Source organism: Gottfriedia sp. S16(2024) (assembly GCF_050473765.1).
GTDB lineage: Bacteria > Bacillota > Bacilli > Bacillales > Bacillaceae_G > Gottfriedia.
On sequence record NZ_JBFLUO010000001.1, the window covers coordinates 654,425 to 681,260 of the forward strand.

At 35.1% G+C, this 26,836-nt stretch carries 13 protein-coding genes and 1 pseudogene; 5 read left to right on the forward strand and 9 right to left on the reverse strand.

Translation table 11 applies throughout. The annotated features are described in order from the left end of the window. Positions 1–170: 170 nt before the first annotated feature. From AB1282_RS03190 to AB1282_RS03200, 3 genes and pseudogenes are all read right to left on the reverse strand, one after another. Positions 171–2,312 carry an Ig-like domain-containing protein gene (locus AB1282_RS03190; protein WP_429901050.1) on the reverse strand — a complete coding sequence of 714 codons (2,142 nt, stop codon included), beginning with the start codon at positions 2,310–2,312 and terminating at the stop codon, positions 171–173. 9 nt (positions 2,313–2,321) lie between these two features. Further along, positions 2,322–4,091: pseudogene (locus tag AB1282_RS03195) on the reverse strand (S8 family serine peptidase); the annotation flags it as partial. A 384-nt stretch (positions 4,092–4,475) separates the two neighbouring features. Continuing rightward, positions 4,476–9,530: a S8 family serine peptidase gene (locus tag AB1282_RS03200; protein ID WP_429898428.1), complete on the reverse strand. Its 5,055-nt coding sequence runs from the start codon at positions 9,528–9,530 to the stop codon at positions 4,476–4,478. Positions 9,531–10,578: 1,048 nt separating this feature from the next. On the opposite strand from AB1282_RS03200, the gene AB1282_RS03205 reads away from it, so the two are divergent. Further along, positions 10,579–10,734: a hypothetical protein gene (locus tag AB1282_RS03205; protein WP_156339568.1), complete on the forward strand. Its 156-nt coding sequence runs from the start codon at positions 10,579–10,581 to the stop codon at positions 10,732–10,734. Between the two features lie 414 nt (positions 10,735–11,148). Here AB1282_RS03205 and AB1282_RS03210 read toward each other — a convergent pair whose 3' ends face one another. The 3 genes from AB1282_RS03210 to AB1282_RS03220 all read right to left on the reverse strand — a co-directional run bounded on the left by AB1282_RS03210 (position 11,149) and on the right by AB1282_RS03220 (position 16,660). Further along, complete coding sequence (locus tag AB1282_RS03210) at positions 11,149–11,346, reverse strand: aspartyl-phosphate phosphatase Spo0E family protein (protein WP_429898429.1); 198 nt, start codon at positions 11,344–11,346, stop codon at positions 11,149–11,151. 16 nt (positions 11,347–11,362) lie between these two features. Beyond that, entirely contained in the window at positions 11,363–11,566 is a 204-nt protein-coding gene (locus AB1282_RS03215) for a hypothetical protein (RefSeq protein WP_429898430.1), read from the reverse strand. A gap of 249 nt (positions 11,567–11,815) precedes the next feature. Then, the gene (locus AB1282_RS03220) at positions 11,816–16,660 is read right to left on the reverse strand and encodes a S8 family serine peptidase (protein ID WP_429898431.1); all 4,845 of its coding nucleotides are present in this window, start codon (positions 16,658–16,660) and stop codon (positions 11,816–11,818) included. Positions 16,661–17,252: 592 nt separating this feature from the next. Here AB1282_RS03220 and AB1282_RS03225 point away from each other — a divergent pair. Next, entirely contained in the window at positions 17,253–17,465 is a 213-nt protein-coding gene (locus AB1282_RS03225) for a LysR substrate-binding domain-containing protein (protein ID WP_429901052.1), read from the forward strand. Positions 17,466–17,939: 474 nt separating this feature from the next. On the opposite strand, the gene AB1282_RS03230 is transcribed toward AB1282_RS03225, so the two are convergent. Together AB1282_RS03230 and AB1282_RS03235 are read right to left on the reverse strand one after the other, a co-directional pair. After that, positions 17,940–18,830, reverse strand: coding sequence for a LysR family transcriptional regulator (locus tag AB1282_RS03230; RefSeq protein WP_056465248.1), 891 nt, complete (start codon positions 18,828–18,830; stop codon positions 17,940–17,942). Positions 18,831–20,090: 1,260 nt separating this feature from the next. Further along, complete coding sequence (locus AB1282_RS03235; protein ID WP_429898432.1) at positions 20,091–21,332, reverse strand: helix-turn-helix domain-containing protein; 1,242 nt, start codon at positions 21,330–21,332, stop codon at positions 20,091–20,093. A 193-nt stretch (positions 21,333–21,525) separates the two neighbouring features. On the opposite strand from AB1282_RS03235, the gene AB1282_RS03240 reads away from it, so the two are divergent. The 3 genes from AB1282_RS03240 (at position 21,526) to AB1282_RS03250 (ending at position 25,238) form a co-directional block, all read left to right on the forward strand. Further along, a complete protein-coding gene (locus AB1282_RS03240; protein WP_429898433.1) occupies positions 21,526–21,918 on the forward strand; it encodes a vWA domain-containing protein in 393 nt (130 codons plus the stop codon). Between the two features lie 256 nt (positions 21,919–22,174). Continuing rightward, positions 22,175–22,579, forward strand: coding sequence for a BsuPI-related putative proteinase inhibitor (locus AB1282_RS03245; protein ID WP_429898434.1), 405 nt, complete (start codon positions 22,175–22,177; stop codon positions 22,577–22,579). Between the two features lie 724 nt (positions 22,580–23,303). After that, positions 23,304–25,238 carry a PhoX family protein gene (locus AB1282_RS03250; RefSeq protein WP_429898435.1) on the forward strand — a complete coding sequence of 645 codons (1,935 nt, stop codon included), beginning with the start codon at positions 23,304–23,306 and terminating at the stop codon, positions 25,236–25,238. Between the two features lie 208 nt (positions 25,239–25,446). Here AB1282_RS03250 and rlmD read toward each other — a convergent pair whose 3' ends face one another. Continuing rightward, the gene (rlmD, locus tag AB1282_RS03255; RefSeq protein ID WP_429898436.1) at positions 25,447–26,826 is read right to left on the reverse strand and encodes a 23S rRNA (uracil(1939)-C(5))-methyltransferase RlmD; all 1,380 of its coding nucleotides are present in this window, start codon (positions 26,824–26,826) and stop codon (positions 25,447–25,449) included. Positions 26,827–26,836: the final 10 nt, after the last annotated feature.

Genomic DNA, 26,836 nt, shown 5'->3' on the forward strand with positions numbered 1-26,836 from the left:
CACCGGTTCTTGTCATCATTTAAGTCAACTAGGATCTATCAGTAGTTTCACATTTGATGTCATAACATACCAGTTGCTGTACTTGCTTATTTTTTTGTCAAGACCAATCAAACGAATGGAGTACTCTAAGGCTTTTCATTTGCATTCTGAATGATTGTATTGAACCTAATTTATTTTTTCACTACAACTTTTTTCGCTTTACCTGTATTCCCTGCCTTATCTTTTGCATAAACGTAAAGGACTGTTCCCACTTTTTGTTTTTTATAAGAAACGGTATAAATTCCTTTACTGTTAGCAGTACTAGAACCAATGATTACTTTTCCCTTTTTCACATAAACTTTAGCACCCGGTTCGGCTTTCCCTGTTACTTTTGTATTAGTTATACTTTTAACAGAAGGAATTGCTGGTGGTGTTATGTCTTTTATTACTACCTTTTTTGCCGCTCCAACATTCCCCGATTTGTCTACTGCGTATACATTAATGATTGTTCCTACTTTTTGACTTTTGAAGGTAATAGAATAAATTCCTTTGCTGTTTACAACTGAGGAACCTATGATTACTTTGCCTGCTTTAGCGTATACGTTGGAACCTATCTCAGCTTTTCCAGATATTCCTGTATATGTCACCTTACTTACCAAAGGAATACTCGGTGCTGTTTTGTCTGGAACAGGCTTAGGAATTGGTTTGCTATATACTACATATAGCTTTCCTGCTGCCGTGGAACTTAATGAATTTCCATACATATCTTCTACTTTTACCACTATTTGTGCACCGTTTAATATAAGCTTGTTAGTTGCTTTCCAGTAGCCCTCATAGTGTCCAGTACCATTTCCTTTTGCATCCTTTACTTCGGTCATAACTACTTCAAAGTTGCTTAAACTTGCAGTTGGCACAAATGCTGCACTTGTTATGCCATTAATCGGAGCGTTAATTGTAAATACTGCCTTTTTTAATCCAGGCTCACTGTCGAATCCAACCTTTAATGTTTGATCTGCCTTTAATATTACATCACTCGATGGCATGATATTTTTAATTTCACTTATTGAATATTTTACATTAACTGTAATGCTCTTAGCAGTTTCATTTCCTGCCTTATCTCTAGCAACAACATTTATTACATTTTTACCTTCCTTGGATATAAGCTTTGCTGTCCAGTTTCCATTTGAATCTATATCTACCTTTGTTCCGTTTACATCAACATAATCTAGATCATCTTTAACTGTTCCTGTTACAGTTATTAATTGACTATTCATATATGCGTTATTTTGTGGACTTGATATTTCTAAAACTGGTGCTGTCTTGTCTACTATAACCTTTGTTTCCTTCGAATAAAGAGTAGATCCGATTTCTGTTATCGTTTTAGCCTTTAGTATATTAACTCCCTCTTGAAGTACAGCATCAATTGAGAAGCTTCCATCATCATTTGTCTTTCCATTTGCTATATCTTTATCACCGCTAAATATATGAACGTCCATTCCTGGAGCTGCCATACCTTTTATTGTTACTTTTTCATTATTTACATATAGGTTGTCCACTGGTGATGTTATAACTGGAGCTAGTGCTTCAAGCTTAACTGTTGATCTAATCATTACGTTTCCATAATCTTTACTTGCTATAGTGAATGGACCGTCTTTTACAAACACCCATGATCTTCTTGTTGGTACTGTCGTTTTATCCAATGCAATTGCTGGGCTTTGAGGAGCCATCTGATCCTGTATTAAAACCATATAAAAATCGCCTGTTACAACTATTTGCTGCGCGGATAAATCAACGACTGTCCATTTCCCTATCTCCTTAGAAGCAGTTGCATTAAACGGCCCTGCTATCATTTTTCCAGGGGCGCCATCCTTTCCACTTGCATCATAAACTGCCACCTTAAATGTTTTTCCATATGTTGTATCAAGCATAAATAATCCAGAGGTTACTATTCCTGTGGTCTCTCCCTCCGGAAGTGACATTCTTACTGCAAAGCCACCTCCAGCTTCCCATTGACCCACTGAATATTCTGCTGTTCCATCATCATAGCCGATCTCTCCTGGAAAATTTATAAATGGTTTTAGTTGAAGATCATGTGAGACATTTTCATTACCCGTAATATCTACAGTAAATTTCTCATCAAAATAGTTCTCTGCTGTAACTTGAACTGTATATTTGCCTTCATATCCAGTTATTGAATAATTACCGTCTGCATCAGTTGTAACTGGTGCTACTGCTGCATCCTCGATTAAGTAAACTTTAGCGTTTTTCACAGGTTTTCCTGTTTGCGCATTAGTGATTTTACCTGTTAATGTTCTCTTAGGTATTGGAGCCAATGTAATGTTTGTATTTTCAAGAACTTGGTTAGCTGCTACTTGAACCTTCTGATCATGTGGATAGTACCCATACTGTTCAGCTCTTAATGTATACTCTCCTTCTTTTACCTTAAAACTATATGACCCGTCTTGCGGATTTGTTTTTGTTGAACGACCATTTTCAACAATAGTCACTGTGGCTGATAATGGAAGTCTTTCTTTCTCAGTGTTTTCTTCTGATACTTGGCCTTTAATTTCAGCAAGTCCTGTCATAACTGATGTTACTGCCTTAAATGCATTAATCACACCATATCCATATCCATTGTTAGGGGTTTCAGGATATTCAGAGTTAGTACTAGGAGTTGCTGTTTCCTTTATTATTCTTTCAATCTCACTAACTGTTAAAGATGAATTGGCTTGAAGTAATAATGCTACAAGTCCTGATGTATGTGGACCTGCCATCGAGGTTCCATTCCATCCCCCCTCATATTTACCTCCTGGAACTGATGATCTTATATTAACTCCAGGTGCTGAAATATCAGGCTTAAGTATTCCACCATATGGTGATGGTCCCCTTAATGAGAAATTGGCTAAGTTGTTGTTTATGTCAGTTGCCCCTGTTGCAAAGGATTCTTGATAGTTTGCAGGATTAGCAACTGATCCCGGCCCACCAGGATTGTATTGAGTTGTATTTCCTGCTGAAAATTCCGGGAATATATTTGCTGCTCTCCAATTTGTTACAATCGTTTTATACCAATCATTTACTTCAGGACCGCCTCCCCATGAGTTATTAACTACATTAGGAGCCATTTCTGGATGTGGTACGCCATTTTTATCTTTAGGAGCAAGCATCCATTCACCTGCTTCTATTAAATCTTCATCTGTTCCACCATCTTTTGTAAATGCCTTAACAGCTATCCACTTTGCTCCTGGCGCAACACCTATTTTATTTGTACCATTTGGTTCTGAACCAACCATCGTACCAACTGTATGGGTTCCATGACCAAGATCATCGTATGGTGTTGAACCGTTATTTTCAGTTGCATCAAACCAATTGTATTCATTATTTGGATTATCTGGATTAGCTGGGTCATATCCTCTATATTTTGTCTTTAATGCAGGGTGATCCCACTGAACTCCTGTATCTATGCTACCAACAACTATTCCTGTTCCATCTATTCCCAGACCCCAAACATCAGGCGCTCCAATTTTTTCAATGCCCCATTCTACATTATTAGTCGCTTGAACTTGAACTTCAGTAGTTTTTGCAGGCTCAATTAACTTTGTAATGCCATTAGGTCTTATACTTTCAACCTCAGGCATAGCCGCTATGTTTCTCATAACTTCCTCTGTTGCTGTAACTGCCATACCATTTACTATATAAAATGACTCATAATCCTTTACATTTCCTTTAAGCTTTTCTTTTTTAATATAATTCTTCAAATTTGTCTGTGATGAATCTGATTTAATTCTTAATTCAGAAACGATTGATGAACGAACTACTAACTCTTTTTTTACATTTGATAGTTGCTTATTCTTAGCTTTAACATCATTAGCAACCTTTACTGTATCTACCTGATCCTTAAATTTTACAAGAAAGGTAGTTTGAGAGTTATTTGCAAATTCTTTTTCAAGTTCTGGACTTATTTTATTCTCTATTACCTCTTTAGCGTTATAGCTTGTCCCAATATTGTCCTTTGCATAAGCCTTAACATAATTTCCAGCTGGTGCAGCAAATGAACTTACTGTAAGTAATAAAGCTGTCGACAATGCACTCAATTTCTTGGTGATTTTTATCATGTTTATCCCCCAATATTTAGATTGAATTTACATAAATAATCCTTTCCCTTAACTGCTTGAATTCATTAACTTATAAAATAGGTTTTGAGATGATCCTTACAACAGTTCATCAATTAAGTTATTTCATTCCATTCAAACTTACAGCTAGTAACGTTTTCATTAAGTTACAAATGTTAAGAAATATCATAAAGTATGATTCATAGTTGAATAGGATAAATTAAGAGATTGCTAACAAGATGAAAGCAGCTTATTTGTCTACAAGCTGGAAGGACCTTATAAAAAGGTCCTTTTTCATATAGTGTAAATCAAAATTAAATATGAAACTAAAAGTATTAATAAAGCCTAGTTAAAAATTTAGCAATGCTACTTATTTTATGACTCAATTTATTTAACAGTGATTTTTCTTAGAACCGTAGTTTTGTTCCCAGTTTTATCAGCAACTACATACTTTAACGTATAAGTACCTTTTTTCTTTGTATTTACAGTTCCAGTAATTTTAATTACTTTTGTTAAATCTCCGTCTACATTATCTTTTGCAGTAACGCCTGCCCTTGCATTGAATTTAGACTTTACTTTAATTGTTTTCGATTTTGCACCATAAATGACAGGTTTAATATTGTCTTTTACAGTGATTTTTCTTGTATTAACCTTTTTATTACCGGAAGAATCAGTAACCGAATATGTTAATGTGTATGTTCCGATTTTCTTTGTATTTACTGTTCCCGTTACTTTGATAAGTTTTGTTAAAGATCCATCCACATTATCTTTAGCAGTTACATCTTTTAGTGGATTGAATTTAGTATTGATATTAATTGTTTTGTTACCTGCACCGTAAATCACAGGTTTAATATTATCAATCACTGTGATCGTTCTTTTAACTGTTGTTACATTCCCAAACTTATCGCTCACCGTGTAAGTAAGTACGTAAGAACCTTTTTTCTTAGTATCTACAATACCTGTTACTCTAATGGATTTAGTTAAATCACCATCTACATTATCTACTGCAGATACTCCAGCCATTGGTTCAAACTTTGAATTAATATTTAATTTCTTATCTGTCGTACCATATATAAGTGGTTTAATTGAATCGATATATAGCTTTCCTGCTGCCTTGGAACTTAATGAATTTCCATTCATATCTTCTACTTTTACCACTATTTGTGCACCGTTTAATGTAAGCTTGTTAGTTGCTTTCCAGTATCCCTCATAGTGTCCAGTGCCATTTCCATTTGCATCCTTTACTTCGGTCATAACTACTTCAAAGTTGCTTAAACTTGCAGTTGGCACAGATGCTGCGCTTGTTATGCCATTAATCGGAGCGTTAATTGTAAATACTGCCTTTTTTAATCCAGGCTCACTGTCGAACCCAACCTTTAATGTTTGATCTGCCTTTAATATTACATCACTCGATGGCATTATATTTTTAATTTCACGTATTGGGTATTTTACATTAACTGTTATGCTCTTAGCAGTTTCATTTCCTGCTTTGTCTCTAGCAACAACATTTATTATATTTTTCCCTTCCTTGGACATAAGCTTTACTGTCCAATTTCCATTTGAATCTATGTCTGGCCTTGTTCCATTAACATCAACATAATCTAAATAATCATCTTTGGCTGTTCCTGTTACAGTTATAACCTGATCATTTATATTTGCGTTATTTTGTGGGCTTGTAATTTCTAAAACTGGTGCTGCTTTGTCTACTATGACCTTTATTTCCTTCGAATAAGGAGTAGAACCGAGTTCTGTTATAGTTTTTGCCTTTAGAATATTAACTCCCTCTTGAAGTACAGCGTCAATTGAGAAGCTTCCATCAGCATTTGTCTTTCCATTTGCTATATCTTCATCTTTGCTAAATATATGAACGTCCATTCCTGGAGCCGCCATACCTTTTATTGTTACTTTTTCATTATTTACATATGGGTTGTCTACTGGTGATGTTATAACTGGAGCTAGTGCTTCAAGCTTAACTGTTGATCTAATCATTATGTTTCCATACTCTTTACTCGCTAAAGTGAATGGACCATCTTTTTCAAACCACCATGATCTTCCTGTTGGTACTGTAGTTTTATCCAGTGATATTCCTGGAGATAACAAAGAAGGCTGATCCTGTATTAAAACCATATAATAATCGCCTGTTACAACTATTCGCTTTGCGGATAAATCAACGACTGTCCATTTTCCTTCCTCCCTAGGAGTAGTTGCATTAAACGGACCTGCTATCATTTTTCCAGGAGCGCCATCCTTTCCACTTGTATCATAAACTGCCACCTTAAATGTAGTTCCACCTGGTGTTGGCCATTTTGTACCAAACATAAATAATCCAGAGGTTACTATTGCTCTAGTCTCTCCCTCCGGAAGTGACATTCTTACTGCATAGCCGCCTCCCGGTTGAAATTGAGCTACTGTATCTTCTGCTGTTCCATCATCATAGCCGATCTCTCCTGAATAATTTATAAACGGTTTTTGCTGAATATCATGTGTAACATTTTCCTTACCCGTAATATCTACGGTAACTTTCTCATCAAAGTAGTCCTCAGCTATAACCTGTACTGTATATTTACCTTCATATGCAGTTATTGAGTAATTACCCTCTGCATCAGTTGTAACTGGTGCTACTGCTGCATCCTCGATTAAGTAAAGTTTAGCGTTTTTCACAGGTTTTCCTGTTTGCGCATTAGTGATTTTACCTGTTAATGTTCTCTTAGGTATTGGAGCCAATGTAATGTTTGTATTTTCAAGAACTTGGTTAGCTGCTACTTGAACCTTCTTATCCTGTGGATAGTACCCATACTTTTCAGCTCTTAATGTATACGCTCCTTCTTTCACCTTAAAACTATATGATCCGTCTTGCGGATTTGTTTTTGTTGAACGACCATTTTCAACAATAGTCACTGTGGCTGATAATGGAAGTCTTGCCATCTCAGTGTTTGCCTGCACTGAATTTTTTACTTGTTGTTTTGGGCTGTTGCTTAAAACTGATCTGCCATCTGATGCTGCAGGTAGATCTTTTAATCTAATTTGTTCTTCAGGGCCATTGCTTAAAACTGATGTATTACCTAGTGCTGCAGATTTATCTGTTAAATTCACATCATCTATAAACCATCCCTGATGATTATTGGAGGTGGAGGTACCAGACATAAATACAAAAAAGATACTTACTTTCTTTCCTGCATATTCGCTTATATCTATTTCTTCATTTGAATATCCTCCTGTCTTAGTGCCTGCATATTTTGCTACACTCGTAAAATAATCATTGCCGTCAATTTGAACACCAACTTTTGCAATGGCATTATTTTCTTCTAGATCATACCAATTTTTAAACTGCAAATAAGCATGTTCTTTCGGCAAGACAATTTTAGGCGATATCAATCCCATTACTTGATTTTCTGAATACGTTCCTTCAAGATTAGTAGCAAAAACCTTTTCTCCCGAAGCTGCTGCCATAGGTCCTGTCGTTGGTTTTCCCCACTGCCATTTAGGAGCTCCGACTATTTCCCATCCTGTTATATCTGTTTCAAAATCATTAAAGTATCCTACTTGAGAGTTAACAAGTATTGTATAGATATCACTTGTAACCTCGTTCTTTCCAAAGTCAACTATTCTCCATCTGTAAGATAGATTTGATCCTGCCACTACTCTATCTGCTGGAATTATCGCTTCATAGCTTCCTGACTGGATGTCTCCACTCTGCCTTTCAGCTGCAACTGTTGTCCACTCATCCGATGGATTATTTCTATATTGAAGCTCAACTGTCTTAACGCTTATATTATCCTGTACATCTATTTTTAATTTTTGTTCAAATCCTACGTCTGCCTCTTTAACAGGTATATGATTAAAAGTTGGCGGAACTGTATCCTCGGCATCTTCTGATACTTGGCCTTTAATATCAGAAATTCCTGGCATAACTGATGTTACAGCCTTAAGTGCATTAATCACACCATATCCATATCCATTGTTAGGGGTTTCAGGATAATCATAGTTAGTACAAGGAGTTGCTGTTTCCTTTATTATTCTTTCAATATCACTTACTGTTAAAGATGAATTGGCTTGAAGTAATAATGCTACAAGTCCTGATGTATGTGGACCTGCCATCGAGGTTCCATTCCATCCCCCCTCATATTTACCTCCTGGAACTGATGATCTTATATTAACTCCAGGTGCTGAAATATCAGGCTTAAGTATTCCACCATATGGTGATGGTCCCCTTAATGAGAAATTGGCTAATTTGTTGTTTATGTCAGTTGCTCCTGTTGCAAAGGATTCTTGATAGTTTGCAGGATTAGCAACTGATCCAGGTCCACCGGGATTGTAAAGAGTTGTATTTCCTGCTGAAAATTCCGGGAATATATTTGCTGCTCTCCAATTTGTTACAACAGTTTTATACCAATCATTTATTCCAGGACTTCCTCCCCATGAGTTATTAACTACATCAGGAGCCATTTCTGGATGTGGTACGCCATTTTTATCTTTAGGAGCAAGCATCCATTCACCTGCTTCTATTAAATCTTCATCTGTTCCACCATCTTTTGTAAATGCCTTAACAGCTATCCACTTTGCTCCTGGCGCAACACCTATTTTATTTGTACCATTTGGTTCTGAACCAACCATCGTACCAACTGTATGGGTTCCATGACCAAGATCATCGTATGGTGTTGAACCGTTAGCTTCAGTTGCATCAAACCAATTGTATTCATTATTTGGATTATCTGGATTAGCTGGGTCATATCCTCTATATTTTGTCTTTAATGCAGGGTGATCCCACTGAACTCCTGTATCTATGCTACCAACAACTATCCCTGTTCCATCTATTCCTAGACTCCAAACATCAGGCGCTCCAATTTTTTCGACGCCCCATTCTACATTATTAGTCGCTTGAACTTGAACTTCAGTAGTTTTTGCAGGCTCAATTAACTTTGTAATGCCATTAGGACTTATACTTTCAACCTCAGGCATGGCCGCTATGTTTTTCATAACTTCCTCTGTTCCTGTAACTGCCATACCATTTACTATATAAAACGACTCATAATCCTTTACATTTCCTTTAAGCTTTTCTTTTTTAATATAATTCTTCAAATTTGTCTGTGATGAATCTGATTTAATTCTTAATTCAGAAACGATTGATGAACGAACTACTAACTCTTTTTTTACATTTGATAGTTGCTTATTCTTAGCTTTAACATCATTAGCAACCTTTACTGTATCTACCTGATCCTTAAATTTTACAAGAAAGGTAGCTTGAGACTTATTTGCAAATTCTTTTTTAAGCTCTGGACTTATTTTATTCGCTATTACCTCTTTAGCTTCTTGGTTATTGCTTGACTCAATATTGTCCTTTGCATAAGCCTTAACATAATTTCCAGCTGGTGCAGCAAATGAACTAATAGTTAGTAATAAAGCTGTCGACAATGTAAGTAATTTTTTGGGTATTTTTACCATGTTTATACCTCCATATTTAGATTAAATTTACCTAACTAATCCTTTAACCTCCTTCCCCTTCACTGCTTGAAACTATTAAGTTATAAAAATATGTTTTGAGATTGGCAGCTCCTAAACCAATTACCGATTCTGTATCACAGTTATGTAGTTTCTAGCTGTATAAATGAATAGTAATAGATTATCCTTTCTAAAGATTCAGAATCTTCAGCGCATTAAAGTTGCTTCAGATCGTTTTCCCGGCTGCTGCATCTTATATCAAAACTTTAAGTTTTTACTCGAATATTGTAAAATCATGAAATTTTATTGAAACCATAACATTATTTTATTGATGTTCAACACCACTAAAAAAATGGATGCAGCTGTGCCAAAAGATCCGATAAGGACCCTCCTCCTAATAAGTCGATAGTCATGTTACACGATTTTATTCAGATATTTTACATGTCCTATTAAGGAGTTTTCCGAGCTTCTATTTAAACAAAATTTGTTTACCATACCGATCATTTATCATTAAAAATAATCGTAACAATATATCTAAAAGTTAGAGAGTTAGAGATTCATAGCAGTTATTATAATGTTTTTGGACTAGAGTAAAGCATACTACTTAAAAGTAGAGTCCTTCATTTATAATAAAATAGAGACATCACTAGGGCTTAAAATGGACCTTTTGGCTCCTGTTACACCAGTCATTATGTTACCCCCATACTAATAACGATGTTAGATTACATTTAAAAGAATATCGTTAAACGCTTTTCCAAACTTTTTGGATTATATTGATAAAAGATTGTGTTGTTAGTACGTTTTCTTTTCCCTTCAACATAATGATAGAGCTTTTTACTTTTACTTTGTTCTCAGTATTTAAGATTATGACTAAATCCCTATTGCTAATTTCATTTTTTCCAGACTTGGCAAATACAGCATTTACAACGAATATACTTCGTGAAATTGAACTCAAATATATGAATAAATTGTGTACATATTCAAATAAAATTTAAGGATTCTATCTTACAATTGGTCCAGGGCGATATATGTTTTTTCTACAAGAGGTTTTTTGCAAGATATCACCAACAACTTTACACTGAAAGCAGAGATCGATAAATATAGCGGACTGAATGAAGAAGTAGAGACTTGTGGAATTGGTATTGGTCATTCAGCATATGAGGCTGAAATTAATGTATGGAACGCTTTATTACAAAGTAGAAAGTGAGGAAAAGATTCATGGGTAGTTTGCTCAGATGATAAGAGAATCGCCGGTTTACTTGAACAAGAAGAACAAATTTCTTTTTCTTACATATCAGAAGAACTAAAATCCATAAGAGATAAAACCTCTCTCAGTGTAGCTACTCTTCATAAATTGAAATCGATTATATAAAAGCGTTTAAATGAAGAAATGAGTGCTAATGATCTCGCACAATATATGCAATTGCCCCCCGTAGTGCTCGACTCCTTGTGGTTACAACATTAAAATCAATTGCGCCACACACTCCACGTGTGCAGTACACAATTGACAATACATGAGATGATGCTTTAGTTTACATCTAATCGCTAAATATAAAGGACATTTGACCATTAGTATGAATAAGAATTGGTGCCAAGTACTACAAGATCAGTTTATCAGTATCTAAATTATTAAGTACTCATACCGCTCTTCCCTCAAAGCCGTAAAGCTTTTAAATAACTGATTTATTAGCTGATCTAACTCTTGGCTACATTGAATGGTATTAGAATGAAGAAATCCATACTGCTTACAAAAATCATATAGTTCATTTCTCTTTTTCTCTATCTCTAGTTTTACTTGTTGTTGTAATAAAGTAGCCATCTCTAAACCCCTCCATTTAATAACTCTCCAGTAATAATTCTATCTTGATGTGACTGCTGAAATAAGCTGCCCCATTGTTATCTTCTGAAACTGTTACAGTATCTAGAATATGAACGCCCTTTGCCTTTAAAATAATTTTATTGTTCAATTGAAAGTTAGCTTTATTTTTGTTAGTTCTCATGAAAGCTGGTGGGTAAACGCTCAAAACCCATAATCCCATCTGTCGTCTCTTTTCTCTGCTTATTCCTATAGAATAGAGAAATAAAGTGTAAAAAACCGGCAACGTCATAACGAAGCGTCACCGGTTCTTGTCATCATTTAAGTCAACTAGGATCTATCAGTAGTTTCACATTTGATATCATAACATACCAGTTGCTGTATTTGTTTCTTTTTAGGTCAAGACCAATCAAACGAATAGGTACTCTAAGACTTTTTCATTTGCATTCTGAATGATCGTATTGAACCTAATTTATTTTTTCACTACAACTTTTTTCCCTTTACCTGTATTCCCTACCTTATCTTTTGCATAAACGTAAAGGACTGTTCCCACTTTTTGTTTTTTATAAGAAACGGTATAAATTCCTTTACTGTTAGCAGTACCAGAACCAATGATCACTTTTCCCTTTTTCACATAAACTTTAGTACCTGGTTCGGCTTTCCCTGTTACTTTTGTATTAGTTAAACTTTTAACAGAAGGAATTGCTGGTGGTGTTATGTCTTTTATTTCAACCTTTTTTACAGCTCCAACATTCCCCGATTTGTCTACTGCGTATACATTAATGGTTGTTCCTACTTTTTGACTTTTGAAGGTAATAGAATAAATTCCTTTGCTGTTTACAACTGAGGAACCTATGCTTACTTTTCCGATTTTAGCGTATACTTTGGAACCTATCTCAGCTTTTCCAGATATTCCTGTATATGTCACCTTACTTACCAAAGGAATACTCGGTGCTGTTTTGTCTACTACAACAATCTTAGTTTCTTTACTTACTAAACCAGTATCATTGCTAGCGATAGCATATAATTTTAGACCAGCCTTTAGTTTTGTACTTAATGGTATAGCAAACTGGCCGTCCTTCGCTACTTTTCCTGTTAATGTAAATTGATTCTTATCTGTGATTGTAACAGTTGTGTTCGGTTCAGCTTTTCCAGTAATTTTTTTACTTTCAGATGATACTTCATTTACATCGGGTTGATTTGGAGCTGGAATAGGCTTAGGAATTGAAATTTGATGGTTTGTTACATTAAATTTCACTATTCGTCTGTCCGCTTTTGAACCACCTAATGGAGTTAGAATTGCTTTGTATTCACCATTAGCAGCCAATTTATCTAGTTTAAAACTTCCTTCAAAGGTAGAACTTGGATCCTTTGAGGAATCAAGTTTGATTTCATTCCCCTTTGGATCTAAAACTTTACCATCCCAAACAATTGGTTTTGAAGCTTCTGCTTTAATTGATAAAGAATTAAATACACTTTCATCCTCTGGATTTGCAGTTAATGATGTAATAAATGATGCAGGTGCGGTAACACCTTTATAGATTGTAATATTCTTATACGTATTACGTCCTGCAAGATCAGTTACAAAAAATTGGAAATCATTTCTACCTTCTGATAATTTAAGGGTCATCTTTTGCTTATAATCTAGAGGTCTTTGCTCGTACGGTTGTTCAAGCTCTCTATAAGCTTCTTCGTTTCCATTCACTACTAATCGGAAGACATCGAAGTTATCAGTAATAGAAACCGTTACTTCTGGATCCACACCATCTTTTGCAACATAATTATTTTGTGGTAAACCTGTAATTTGAATGTTAGCACTTTGTGAATCAATAAAAATTTGTCGACGGAATTCAATTTTATTTCCAACTACATCTTCGCCTTCAATGAACACTTCATGTACACCATCTTCACTAAAGGTAAGTTGTGAATTAAAATCATAACGCTTTAAGGTTGGGTTATATGTTAAATCCAGTTTCTTCACTGGACCCCCAACAAGTTTGTCACTTCTCACTTGTAAATATTTTACTAGTGAATCGTCCGTTACGTACCCTGTTAAAGGTATTCCACGTATAGTATACTTACCGAATGGTGCTGGTGAATTCGAAATAATATATGGGATTTTGTTATCAGGAACAGTTGCTTGAAATGTTGAAGCATTTTCTGCATTGTCCTCTACGATAATATCAATATTTTTTATGTCTTTGATTTCTTTCCCATTTGAGTCTTCGAGTTTTGTTAAATCAAACTCGAATTGCGTTTCTCCCTTCTTAGGAAAGATATCATCTATCCAATATTTCCGATCGTTAAACAAAACCTTAACTTCATTAAGACCACTGCCATTGCTATCTTGAGCATTAAAATATAGCTTTTTCTTACTGTAAGAAACATTTGAGATAACTGGTTTTGTGTTATCAACAAATACTGGGAAATTTACTACTTGTTGAGGCTCACCAGGGTTGTCAACTTGTGTTTTGATTGTATAGTAATATAAACCTTCTGGAACAAGCTTATTATTTACCTTTCCATCCCATGTAGTATACTCAGGTTTCCATGTATAAGTAGAGTTATCCTTACGTTGCTCTTTATCAGTTCGTAACTTACGGAGTGTATTCCCACTTGCATCTGTAATGCTATATTCAACCGTTTTACTATTTCTTAAAAATTGAAGTACAGGTGTAAGTGACTCCTTTTTGTCATCTCCATTTGGAGAAATAGCTATTCTTTCTTTATCCCAGCTTCTTGTATACCCAAGTTGTCCAATCCTAAAACTACTTTTTTGATCAACAAATCCCGAGAAATTGTAGAATGAAGGTGATGCATCGTACACTGTAGCGTCAAGGACTGGAGGTGCATTCCAATCACCTTTAAAGCCTACATAAGGTACAGAAAGATCTGGAAGTGCTACGTCCTGAGATTCATTTTTTAGAGTGATAAATCCTTCTACAAAATAACCATTTTTCATTGCTGCTTCTAACTCAGCTTTTGCATCTGTCAGATCGATTCTTATCGTAAAATCTTTTGATTGACCAGGGAATAAAGTTAGAGTCGGTGAATCTGTTGTAACGACAGCTTTAGATATCACCTGTGATTTTAGAGCGTTTCTCCCATTTATAATGGCATCTGTTAAAACGGATGTGTCTACCTTGTACGACACATCTTTATCACTAAAGTTGGTTGCCGTTAATGTCATTTCAAATTTGTCTTTATTGATTTCTTTCAATTCAACCTTTGCATCATTTGTACCTTTTCGAACAACATAAACAGGTGTATTAACAGCTGAATATAGCTGCATAATACCAGCACCTTGTCTACGTGGAGAGTAATAATTATTATTGTTATCTGGATCCTGAACTGGTTTAGCTGTATTCATTAAGAGCGTTTTAACTCTTTTTACTTTATCCGCACCTTGTAATTGCGGGAATAATTCTTGAACTTTTTGAAGTACTAATGCAGCTCCCCCTGACACGTGAGGTGCAGCCATTGAAGTACCACTCATTGTTCCATATTTTCCGTCATTTAAGGTTGAGTAAATTTGTCCACCTGGTGCAGTGATTTCAGGCTTTAATTCCAAGCTTGGAGTCACACCCCAAGAAGTTGAAGTTGACATTCTACCAGCAGCGTTATTTACAACCGTTTTATGATCACCAGTAAATGTAACCTTCCCTGTGCCGCCTGCAGCTTTAATTTTCTCCTCCAGAGTATTTCCTTCACTAATTCCTATTGAAACAAGCGGAATTTTTGGGTTAGTTAATTTCATGCTTACATAATCTCCATGTGCAACAGCTCCTCTGACAATAACCCCAGCCGCCCCAGCTTGTTCAGCATAATATTTAATAGCATCATAAGTTGGAAACTCTCCAGGCCTTACTGCATAAACGATTTTACCTTTTACATCTTTACCCTCATATCCTTCTGAAGTCCCCTTACCCACATAAACAACATCAAGTTCTTTATTCGTTTCAAATACCTCCAGTGGGTCTGGAGAAGCTTGTTTCTTAAACGGGATTGGAAACGTTTCGTCTCCAATTTTTACATTCATTTGATCTAATTGAATAAAGTTATTTTCAATATTTGCTACTGAAATAGAGTTTGTTGCAACACTAGGCGACCCAACTAGACCAATATCAGGGTTAGATGCAAGTGGATTACCAGCTTGAGCTTGACCTCCACTACCAATCCGATCAGAGTTTCCAGCAGAAATTGCCATTAATACTCCACTGTTAACGGCTCTTTCAACTGCTTTTTGCTCAAAATTATCAGGGTTAACAAAACCAGCCTCTGCACCTAAGCTCATATTCAGAACATCCGCACCTAGCTTAATCCCATCGTCAATCGCTTTTACATAAATGTCACCAAAAGTAGTTGGCATAGCAGGGTCGTTACTAAATACTTTTAGTGCTAATAGCTGAGCTTCTGGGGCAACACCTTTAATACCGTTTCCACTTTCGTCACCATTTGCTCCAACAATTCCAGCAACGTGCATCCCGTGCATCGATGCATCTGGACCAAGATCACGAATTTCTTGATTTTTATCTGCATAGTTATAGCCATACGGAACTTTTAAAGTATAATATTGTCCAGGCAGGTTATTTGCTGAGATAATAGCATCTGTTTTTTCCTTTGTCAGCTTGCGCTTAGGATCTTCTTTTAAAGTCATATCTGGATGAGTCGGATCAATCCCAGTATCAATGATACCAACAATTACGCCTTTTCCATCGTATCCAACATTCCATGTTTGAATAGCTTGTACCATAGCTTTACTAGAAAGCATATTCGGTTTTTCTTTCGGTCTTTCATATTCATTTACAAGATTCACAGATTCTACATTTGGTAGACTCTGAAGTTCATCAATCTGACCATATTCGATTTCTCCACTGACACCGTTAGCAACTGTTGTAAATTTGTTCTTAACTTCAAAATCGATATTCTCTTCTTTAACATCTGTTAAAAACTCTTTTTGTTCAACTTTAACTTCTGATTGCAAATCTACTTTTTTTGCTTCTGGTAGATCTTTATATCTTACTCCTTTTTCAATAGAATAAGATATTGGTGCATCCCCATCTAACTCAACAATTACACGAACTTTGTCATGTGCATTTAGTTCTGGTGTTGGTACTAATTTCTCTTGATCTGGGTGATTTCTTAGCTCGGGTGTTGCTACTGCACTTGCTTGACCTGATTGATCAGTTTTAATTAGTTTCATAGGTTTCGTCGTTTCTACACTTGCAGCACTTACAAAAGTCGCTGAACCTGAAATTGTTAATAATGATGCCAACCCCACTGATGTGAACTTTTTGAATTTTTTACGTTTCTTCAATTTTCTATCCCCTTCTCTCTATTTTTTAGCAAAATAAAATAAAATTCCCCCCCTACAATTCATTGCAAATGTTTTGAAGTTTTTACACCAGAACCAAATAAATAATATAAGTTGCTCCAATTCGTGTTCTTGGCTTCCGCAGCATATATTAAAAATTTTAAAATTATATGAATTTTTTGTAAAATTATAAAATATTATGGAAATCATAACATTATTTTATTGATATTCAGTACTATAGTAATTTGCACCAGTCCTGAAAATCTGGTACTGATACAAATTAACTACACACGAAAAAGCCAAGGCTCTTTTCAAGAAGCACTTGGCTGATGTTGCATATCGTTTTACTAAGGAAAGAGTCAACGGTATTCCCTTTTAAATCGACTGAACGACATTTTTTATACCAAATCGATCACACACTTTATTTAGAATAATAGTATCAGTATGTTTCAGAGTTAGAAATTCATTGCAATTTTTTTAAAGCTTCTAGACTAAAAACCTCATGGAGCAGTTCGACATACTGTCTTAAAGCGGATTATTTGATTTGTAATAATATACATACAGAACCCGGCAATTTCCAAGTCCCAATACACAGATTAAGTTGGTTTCCTCTAAAAGAGATGAAGTTATAAAAGGGATCGAATCAAACAAATACGATATAGGGATTATATCGGGCGAGCTTCGTAATAATGAAATTACAAACATCGTGATCGTAGAGGAAAACATGGTTCTAGTGGTTTCTAAAGAATTATTTGCTAGCTACCCGGAAGAACAATTACTTACGAAATATAGAAAAACGTTTAAATGAAGAAATGAGTGCTAATGATGTAGCGCAATCTATACAAATTACACCTCGTAGTGCTCGACGAATATTAAGTTGTTAGAAATAAATGGACTAGCTCAAGTTATGGCTGAGAAAAATCCGAGTACAAAAGGTCGTCCAAGGAAAATTTATAAACTATTTTTATAAAGAGACTATTGGTAAACACTATTTATTATTATTTTTCTCTATATACAATAAAATCATTGAGTATATAGCAGTTAAGGTACTGGTATATAGTGTTTATCTACCTCAATTTAGTACTCAGAAGTCTCAAAACTACTCAAAATTTGAATCTATTATTATTTAATCATTTTCACCAACGGCAATGTTTTGAACGTGATCTTATTGTTTGTGGCTGGTGTACTTGCTCCAGGTAGAACCTCTCCTGTTGTCCCCTGTTTCACACCACCACACTATTAAACCGTGTTATATCACAAAAAAAAATATCGTAAAGCTTTTTTACTCTAAAGCATAAATATTATTCCAATTTTTTTGAATTATATTATTAAAAGATTGAATTGTTACTGAGTTTTCTTTTTCCTTCAACGTAATGATAGAGGTTTTTACTTTTACCTTATTCTCAGTAACTTTAATCGAGACTAAATCACCATTATTAATTTCTTTTCTCATACAGGCACTTACTCCCAATCCCACTCCGATATTATTTAATACTGCCTTCTTGATTCCGTCTAAACTTCCAAATTCAATTAGATTGTGTGTTGAGAGATTCGTTTGCCTCAAATATTTGCTCATAATCGACTCAAAATATCCATCAGTTTGATATTTAATTAAAGGAAATTTCATTAGTAGTTGGTCTTCTGTGTATCTAGCATATAAATCTTTAGAAACCACTAGAATCATGTCGTCCTCTGCAATTACAATGTTTGTAATTTCATGTCTACATAGTTCACCCGAAATAATCCCAATATCGTATTTATTCGATTCAATCCCTTTTATAATTTCATCTCTTTTGCAGGAATACAACTTAATCTGTACTTTGGGATATAGCTTCAAGAACTCAGAAATTACATAAGGAAAATAATTCGTACAATGGCTTTCACATGCGGCAATCGATACAATGCCATACTCATTTGGAAGTTCGGCCAATGATGATTCAATCTTCTCTACTATGGAAAAAAGCTGATCTGTGTATTTTTTAAGAATTCCACCTTCTGGCGTCAAATAGGTCTTCTTACCTATCCGTATAAATAGCTCCTGTTTCAACTCTTGTTCGAGCGTCTGAATTTGTGCAGTTACAGCAGGTTGTGTGAAGTTTAACTGTTGCGCAGCCTTTGTAAAATTTAAGTACTCTGCTACGTATTTAAAAGTTTTCAGATGTCTTAATTCCATTTAGTTGCTCCCCATCCATCAAATTTTTTAGACTGTTGCATAATAGAATAGTACTGAATACCAATAAAAAAATATTATGGCTTAAAGGGCATATTTAGCACGCAAAACTACGAGCTCTGTATTTGGATGAACCCATTAACTTATAAAATAGGTTTTGCGATGAGTCTTAAAACATTAAACTGTCTGTTCATCAATTAAATTAACTAATAGGTTACAAATCTATTACAACCTAAATGTATATCCATTAGATTGTGGTGACAAATGGGGTTTTATAAAGGACTTTTGACATGCGCATTTTTATAATTTAAATATTTTAAATAAAATAGAAGGAAAGATTGATTTCTGCTCTAGGCGCTTTCTTTCAGGGGGCGTTCGCCCGGAGAGGAAAGCAACTTCTCTAGTACTTAGTTAACTTCTCCCAAGAGTGTCTGTTTTACGAACGATCATAACACTCCTATAGGTCCAAAAAATAAATATTATAACAACCTATACTACCATTATTTAGGTGTAGTCATCACTCAGTCCCCCCATATTCAAAAAAATTACTCTTTTTTCGTACGATGGGCACGCAAAGGAAGGAAACTACCAATCTAGTAAGAAAAATAATCTATAATTAGAAAAAAATGTTGATAAATGTAGAGATAAGGCGAAAAACGAGAGGAAAAACCCCACTTTGATTTAAGGGTATTTGATTCTTAAGCACCAAAAACAGCTATAAATTTAAGCTATTTTACTGGAGAAGAAATACATCAAAAGTCACAGTTAAAACCCCCATAGCTACTAATAGAAAATGGCATTACGATATAAATGTAATATTCAAGGCTTTTAGAAAGTAGTAATCGTTTACAAATATTCTGAAAAGTTTTTTGGAAAACGGGGGTCTTATGGAATTTAATTCATTAATCAAGAAAGCAGCTGCTGTGGCATTTTTAGCAGGCTTAATAATCTCCCCTATTCATTGGTGCTTTAATTAAAAACAATTAATTGAAATAAGTATTTAAAATCAACTTGAAATTAATCATACTTTTATATTTATAGAATCGAAAAAGAAAACCATCTCAAAACAAAATAAATGCTTTTAAGATGGTTTCCTTTACTTTTGTAAATTTATCTGTTGATTACTTTTTTAATTGGAGCCACAGCTTCTCATTCTCCTACTGTCCGATGCATGATATATGTAGCTAATGCCAGACCAATAAATGGATTGCTTTATAATGGACGAAGTATAACACGATTTCCTTAAGGTTATTAATTTAAAAATCAAGCAAATTTATCGTTTCTACGGTATTTTTCCACGAGATACGCTGCGTATTGATTTGCTTCTTCGACATTGCCTTTTTCCATATGATAGTCGAACAACTTTATCCCATAATGTTCAAATAAGCGAACATGTTCCATTTTCTGATAATAAGGAAATGCTTCTTTTTCAAGGTAATGGTAGTAAAGCTCTTTTTCGTTTTGAAGATTATATTTATGTAAATAGAAGAAATGTTTATAGATTGGATCGGTTATTTCTTCAGAAAGAGCAATACCCTTTTCGACCAATTGGAGCAATTCTTCGGATGATTTCAATCCTTGTTTCGTTAATGCATTTATATAACCTTCCAAAGAGGCTATATGAAGGGCCGTACGAGGGTCTTCTATGTCCATAGATTGTTTGTAGTATTCACAAGCTTTATCATAATTTCCTTGACGAACTTTCTGGTATGCGAGATTGTGTGACAGCAATGCTCTTTGATGGTCTAATCCTATGTATTCTGTCATCTCGATTAATCTTTGATATTCGATATCTTTTGGATCGTAAAACTCGTCCCGCTCTACTTGGACCAACATAAGCATTTCTGCTTCAATCATACGCGTAAAACTGCGTACTTCTGTGAAAAAGCTCAGGGACTTTTCGGCAAAATAATAAGCCAATACTCGTGAATTCAGAGAGTGATAGGCAAAAGCCAAATGATAATAGTACTCTTGGTTGTTATAATAGGTTAGATCAATTCCTTGAAAATATGAAATCGCCTTATAATATTCCTTATTTATCAATGCATTGATCCCTTTAATGTGAAGAAGCATGTTTTTTTCATATGGTGGAAGATCAGACCATTTGTCCATTTCAGCAATTAGAGATGTAGCTTGATGCCCCTGTCCTATCAATAAATAATATCTTGTGAGTATGAGCGTATAGGAACGATAAATATCCGGCATATGCAGCAGAGTAATAGCTTCTAATTGCTCCTTTAAATTCTTAGCCTTTGTTTTCAGTTTTAAAATGATCGATTCATGCCATTTTTTTAAAATGGAATCTATGCCATTGTATGTTTTAATTTCTATTTCCATATCAATGCCAAGCCGCTCTGACAGCAAGTTTATCGTTTCTTTAGAAACTTCTGTTAATCCACGTTCAATTTTACTAATATGTGTACTCGAACAGATGCCAATTCCTAAATCCTTCTGCATCATGCTCTGACGTTCACGATAGAATTTGATTATTTGTCCCTCTAGCATGGTGATCACCTCACTCTATTCCCTCAATATGAATTTTTGGTTCTTATTTTTCTAAAGAAAACCCCTCTCGAAATATTACAATTGAGTCTCTATGACTAATTTTAATAAAAATTTGTATTTATTCAAATAACCAAATAATGGAAAATATTAACTATTATTATATACTGATTAATAACTTGGGAGGATGATTCTTATGAATAAGAATCTATCAGAAATAATTTTCCTACTTGATCGAAGCGGATCTATGGCAGGACTTGAGAGTGATACCATTGGCGGGTTTAATGCTTTAATAGCAAAACAGTGCCAATTTGATGGTGAATTGATTCTTACTACACTCCTCTTTAATGACGCGTATGAGGTACTGTGGAATGGGATTGATGCAAACAATGCAAGATTAACAGAAAAGGAATATTCTGTTAGAGGTTTTACGGCACTGCTGGACACAGTGGGAAAGACTATTTTGGATGTTGGTTACAGATTGTCAAAAACTAGTGAGGTGAGATTGCCTAGCAAGGTGATTTTTGTCATTACAACGGATGGAATGGAAAATGCAAGTCGTGAATTTACAAGCAGCTGCTTGGGATGAGCTGGGCATCAAAATTTCTCAAGAAATCATTAAGGCTTATGGCTTGAGATAAGATTAATGGCCTATCCATCTGCAAATGATGAATAGGCTATTTTTATCTTTTAACTAGACAGATTATTATGGTTTTTATAAAGTAATAAGCAATATTAAAGGGATACATCTATACATTAGGAAGGAGTATCACCTTTGAGAATTTTATTTTTGGATGATTTTTGTTTGCGGGAATCAATTAATCTTATCTAAGGAGGTTAGAAGCATGACAGATTGGATATTGGATGGAGATGTCATCACAGATGTGGAACGAGCCACATTTATTTTTACGTTTAAAAATAATAGTGATCAGCCAATGCTTATTGAGTTTCCAACAAGTCAGTTTTATGATTATAAGGTGTATAATGCACAAGGAGACCAGGTGTATCATTATAGTAATGGGAAATTTTTTTTACAGGTGCTTAAATATGAGTCGTTAAACAGCCTGGAACAAATCCAATGGAAAAGTACGTGGAATTACAAAACGAATGATGGAGTGAGAGCACCTGCAGGAACATATACAGTAAATGTCATTTTAGAAATATGGAAAATAAATGACAAACTAGTTCATTCGAAGCCAGCTACTTCCTTTACATTCAATATTCCGCCTGAAAATATAGCCATTCGATAAGTGAAAGTTACAGGAGGAGAATTTAAAGCAGATGGTTCAGCTAAAATCTTTTATAGATTCACGGTTCCATCTGCTTTAATTTAATGTAGTTCAGTAATAATAATCTCCTGTTACTCCATCCCTCTCCAAACCGCATTCTTAAGTTCCCATTTTTTTCTATTTAAAATAAACCCTTGCTACACAACCCGCGTTTTCTCATTATTTAATCCAATTTTTTTAGATAAACTATTTTATTTTCATAATAAAGTCTTGATAAAAAAAGAGGGACAAGGCTTTGGATGACTACGATCGTCCCTTTCTCCTTCTCCCTACACTTGCCTTTTATCAGATGTTTATTCTGATTTTGGCAAAGGATTATTTTGTTAAGCAGAAATTTATTTTGTGGTTAACAAAATAATTTGAGTTCCGCCACACACTCAACATGTGCAGTTTATAATTGACAATACATGAGATGTTGGTGAGTTTCAACGTTCATCACAATCATAATAATATCGATTGATTGTGCTCGAACATTATATTACTCTTTTTCTCCATGGATATTTTTTAACATTTTGTTGTTTGACATGTTTCGACTTATGGTGTGAAAAGATTAATTTGTCCTTCGATAACTTTACAAGGATTTAAACTAGTTTTACGAATCTTTTACCAGAAGGGAAACTCTAGCTTAACGTTCATTTGATTTAATAGAGTTGTGGAAGGAAATCAATTTGCCAGGAGGAGAACAATGAATAAAAAACATTTTATTAAAAAGGTGTCTGTGCTTGCACTAGGATTATCTATATCCATTCCAGCTTTGACACATGCTGCTGTATCAGGAAATGCTCATGTAACAATTGATTCTGTAAGATTTATTGGGATGGAAGCACCAAAAACGATTGATAAAATGGTTCAAACCTATACGAACGCATCAATGGAAGTGAAATATAGCAATAGTGAAGTGAAGAAGTTCCCACTTTCTTATAAGAGACTATTTAAATCTGAAGACAACGTAGCAATGAACAAAGGAAAGCTGATTCCAGCAGGCACACCAATTGATGTGAATGGTGACCCAATCATGGATATGAGTATTGAAGGCAAACCTACATATTATGTATCAGATGCCCCAGATTCAAACAGTTTATTGAAGCCAATTGACGGAAAACTTTTCATGGTAACTCATTATGAATATCAAACAATCGATGCGGCTGGTAATTCAGCATATGGTATTGTTCCTGCATCCATGTCATTATCTACACTTCAACAAGATAAGCAAACGGGTGATTTGACACCTAAATCGGTTAAGAAAATTGATTTTTCAAGTGTAAATGGGCTTTGGATTCCATGTAATGGTTCCCTTTCGCCATGGAATACTCATCTAGGTTCAGAAGAGTATGAGCCGGATGCCCGCAGTTTTGAGCAAGATCCAAAATCTTCTGCAAGATCTTCGGTTGAAAGCTTTGCTAAGCTTTATTTCGGTGATAAATCAAAGGCGAACCCTTATTTTTATGGATTTATTCCTGAAATTAGTGTCAACAAAGAAGAGGAAGCTTCTGTTTCCAAACATTACAGCATCGGTCGTTTCTCACATGAATTAATGAAGATGATGCCTGATAACCGGACTGCTTTCTTTGGTGATGACGGTACTTATACAACGTTGTTCATGTATGTAGCCGATAAAGCGAAGGATCTTACTGCAGGTACGCTTTATGCCGCAAAATTCCACCAAACTGGTACTGATAATGGCGGAGCGGGTAACTTAGAATGGATAAAACTTGGCCATTCGACCGATAAAGAAATCAAACAAATCATCGACAGCGGTATCAAGTTCAGCGATATGTTCGAAACATCCGATGTTCCAAAAGAAGGCTTTAAAGCCATCAAGCAATATTCGTACGGTAAAACTGAATATTTAAAATTGAAGCCTGGCATGGAAAAAGCTGCTGCATTCTTAGAATCACGTCGATATGCAGCAATGCTTGGTGCGACTTCTGAATTTAATAAAATGGAAGGTGTAACTTTAAACGAGAAGGATAAAAAGGTTTACATTGCGATTTCCGATCAAAGCAATGGAATGGTTGCAAATGCTACGGATCCAGTAGATGATATCAAACTTCCAAAAATTAAATCAGGTGTTACGTATCAATTGGATTTAACAGACGGCCAAAAAGATAGTACAGGTGAAAAGATTAATAGTAAGTATATCGCTGCTAAAATGTCTGGGTTAATTGTTGGTAAGGATATGACATCAGCAGATGCATATGGAAACACTGCTGATGTCAATTCAGTAGCTAATACTGATAATCTAAGTTATTCTGAATCATTAAGAACATTATTTATCGGTGAAGACAGCGCAATGCATACCAATAACTTTGTCTGGGCTTATAACGTTGATACAAAGGAGCTATCTAGACTTTTATCAGTCCCAGCTGGAGCTGAATCAACTGGTTTGTTTGCGGCCGATGACCGTAACGGATTCTCTTACGTTATGAGTAACTTTCAACATCCAGGGGATGAATTAGAAGGGAAGAATATTACTGCAGTGGATAAAACTGCATTAAAACAGGCGATGGAAAAAGAAATTGGAATAGATCGCACTGGTGGAGTAGGCTATATTTCCGGGATGCCTTTTGTAGGTGATTTCCAAAATACCAACCGTGATGTAAAAAATGATTTGAAATAATAATATTTAGAATCAAGTAGTTTATCAAAAACATTCTTCTTGAAAAAGGCTGACTCAAAAGATCGTTGAAATGACGACTTTTTGAGTCAGTTTTTTTAACAAACAAAGAAGTGTAATTTTTGTTCTCCGATTTTATAATAAAGTGCAAATCCATCAGCCTCACCCTTATTATAAGTAAAAAAGGCAGCGCCCAAATGGGCTTGCTGCCTTACTTTAAAATGAGTTGCGCCACGCACTCAACATGTGCAGTATGCGGAAACATATCCACAGGCTGTAAATACTTCACTTCATAACTCTTACTCAATACCTTCAAATCCCTAGCCAACGTAGAAGGATTACAAGAAACATATACTAATTTCTTCGGTTTAATCTTTAATACAGTATTTAAAAACTCCTCATCACAACCAGTTCTCGGTGGATCAGTTATGATAACGTCTGGTTTCCAGCCTTCTTTTAACCATTTCGGTAATACTTGTTCAGCTTCTCCTGCTTCGTAATGAGTATTTGTAAATCCATGGCTTAGGGCATTTGTTTTCGCATCTATGATTGCTTCTTTTGTTACGTCCATGCCTCGAACTTCTTTTGCGTCTTTTGCTAGCCATAGTCCGATTGTCCCTACTCCACAATAAGCATCTACGACTTTTTCTGTTCCGGTAAGTGCCGCTGCTTTTTTGACTTCATCATATAACTTAACTGTTTGTTCAGGATTTAATTGGAAGAACGCTCTAGCCGAAAGTTCGAATGATAAGTCCCCTAGCTTTTCTTCAATTACTTCTTCCCCTGATAAATAGACAGTTTCACGACCAAAGATCACTGAAGTCATTTGATTATTAATGTTTTGCATTAAACTTGTCACTTCAGGAATTCGCTTTTTAATTTCACTGATTAGTTCATTTTTCTGAGGAAAATCTTTCGTTCCAGTTACAAGTACTAATTGGATTTGACCTGTACGTAAACCAACTCGCGCTACGATTGTTCGGATTACCCCTTTATTTTTTCGTTCATTATAAACAGGGATATTTAAACGAGTTAAAATCTTCTTCACTTTACCTGTAATTTTATTTAAATCCTCATGTTGGATTGGGCAATGACCAATATCGACAACATTATGAGAGTTTTGTGTATACAGTCCAGCGATGATTTTATTTTTTTCTAGCCCAGTTTGCAGCTGACTTTTGTTGCGATAATTCCACGGATTTTCCATACCGATCGTTTCTTTAATTGGTGTTTTTTCTAGTAAATCTTTCGCATACTTTTCCATTGCTTGGATGACAATATCGCGTTTATATCGAAGCTGTCCTTCATAAGATGCATGCTGAATTTGACAGCCACCACATTTTTCGTAGATTTTACAAGTCGGCTCTACACGATCAGGTGATGCTTTTCGAATACGTTGAATTTTCCCTTCAGCAAAACCGTTACGAACATTCGTTACCTCTGCTACTACTTCTTCTCCAGGTAATGCTCCTTTAATGAAAACTACTTGTCTTTTGAAGTAACCGACACCCTCACCATTAATCCCAATACGTTTGATTGTTATAGGAAAAGATTGGCCTACTTCTAATTTATTTGTTAACTGATTGCTCATATATACAACT

Coding starts and splice junctions, on each gene's coding strand:
- AB1282_RS03200 (WP_429898428.1), bottom strand. CDS start 9,530: ATGGTAAAAATACCCAAAAAATTACTTACATTGTCGACAGCTTTATTA.
- AB1282_RS03210 (WP_429898429.1), bottom strand. CDS start 11,346: ATGGCTACTTTATTACAACAACAAGTAAAACTAGAGATAGAGAAAAAG.
- AB1282_RS03215 (WP_429898430.1), bottom strand. CDS start 11,566: ATGGGATTATGGGTTTTGAGCGTTTACCCACCAGCTTTCATGAGAACT.
- AB1282_RS03230 (WP_056465248.1), bottom strand. CDS start 18,830: ATGGAATTAAGACATCTGAAAACTTTTAAATACGTAGCAGAGTACTTA.
- AB1282_RS03235 (WP_429898432.1), bottom strand. CDS start 21,332: ATGCTAGAGGGACAAATAATCAAATTCTATCGTGAACGTCAGAGCATG.
- AB1282_RS03240 (WP_429898433.1), top strand. CDS start 21,526: ATGAATAAGAATCTATCAGAAATAATTTTCCTACTTGATCGAAGCGGA.
- AB1282_RS03245 (WP_429898434.1), top strand. CDS start 22,175: ATGACAGATTGGATATTGGATGGAGATGTCATCACAGATGTGGAACGA.
- AB1282_RS03250 (WP_429898435.1), top strand. CDS start 23,304: ATGAATAAAAAACATTTTATTAAAAAGGTGTCTGTGCTTGCACTAGGA.
- rlmD (WP_429898436.1), bottom strand. CDS start 26,826: ATGAGCAATCAGTTAACAAATAAATTAGAAGTAGGCCAATCTTTTCCT.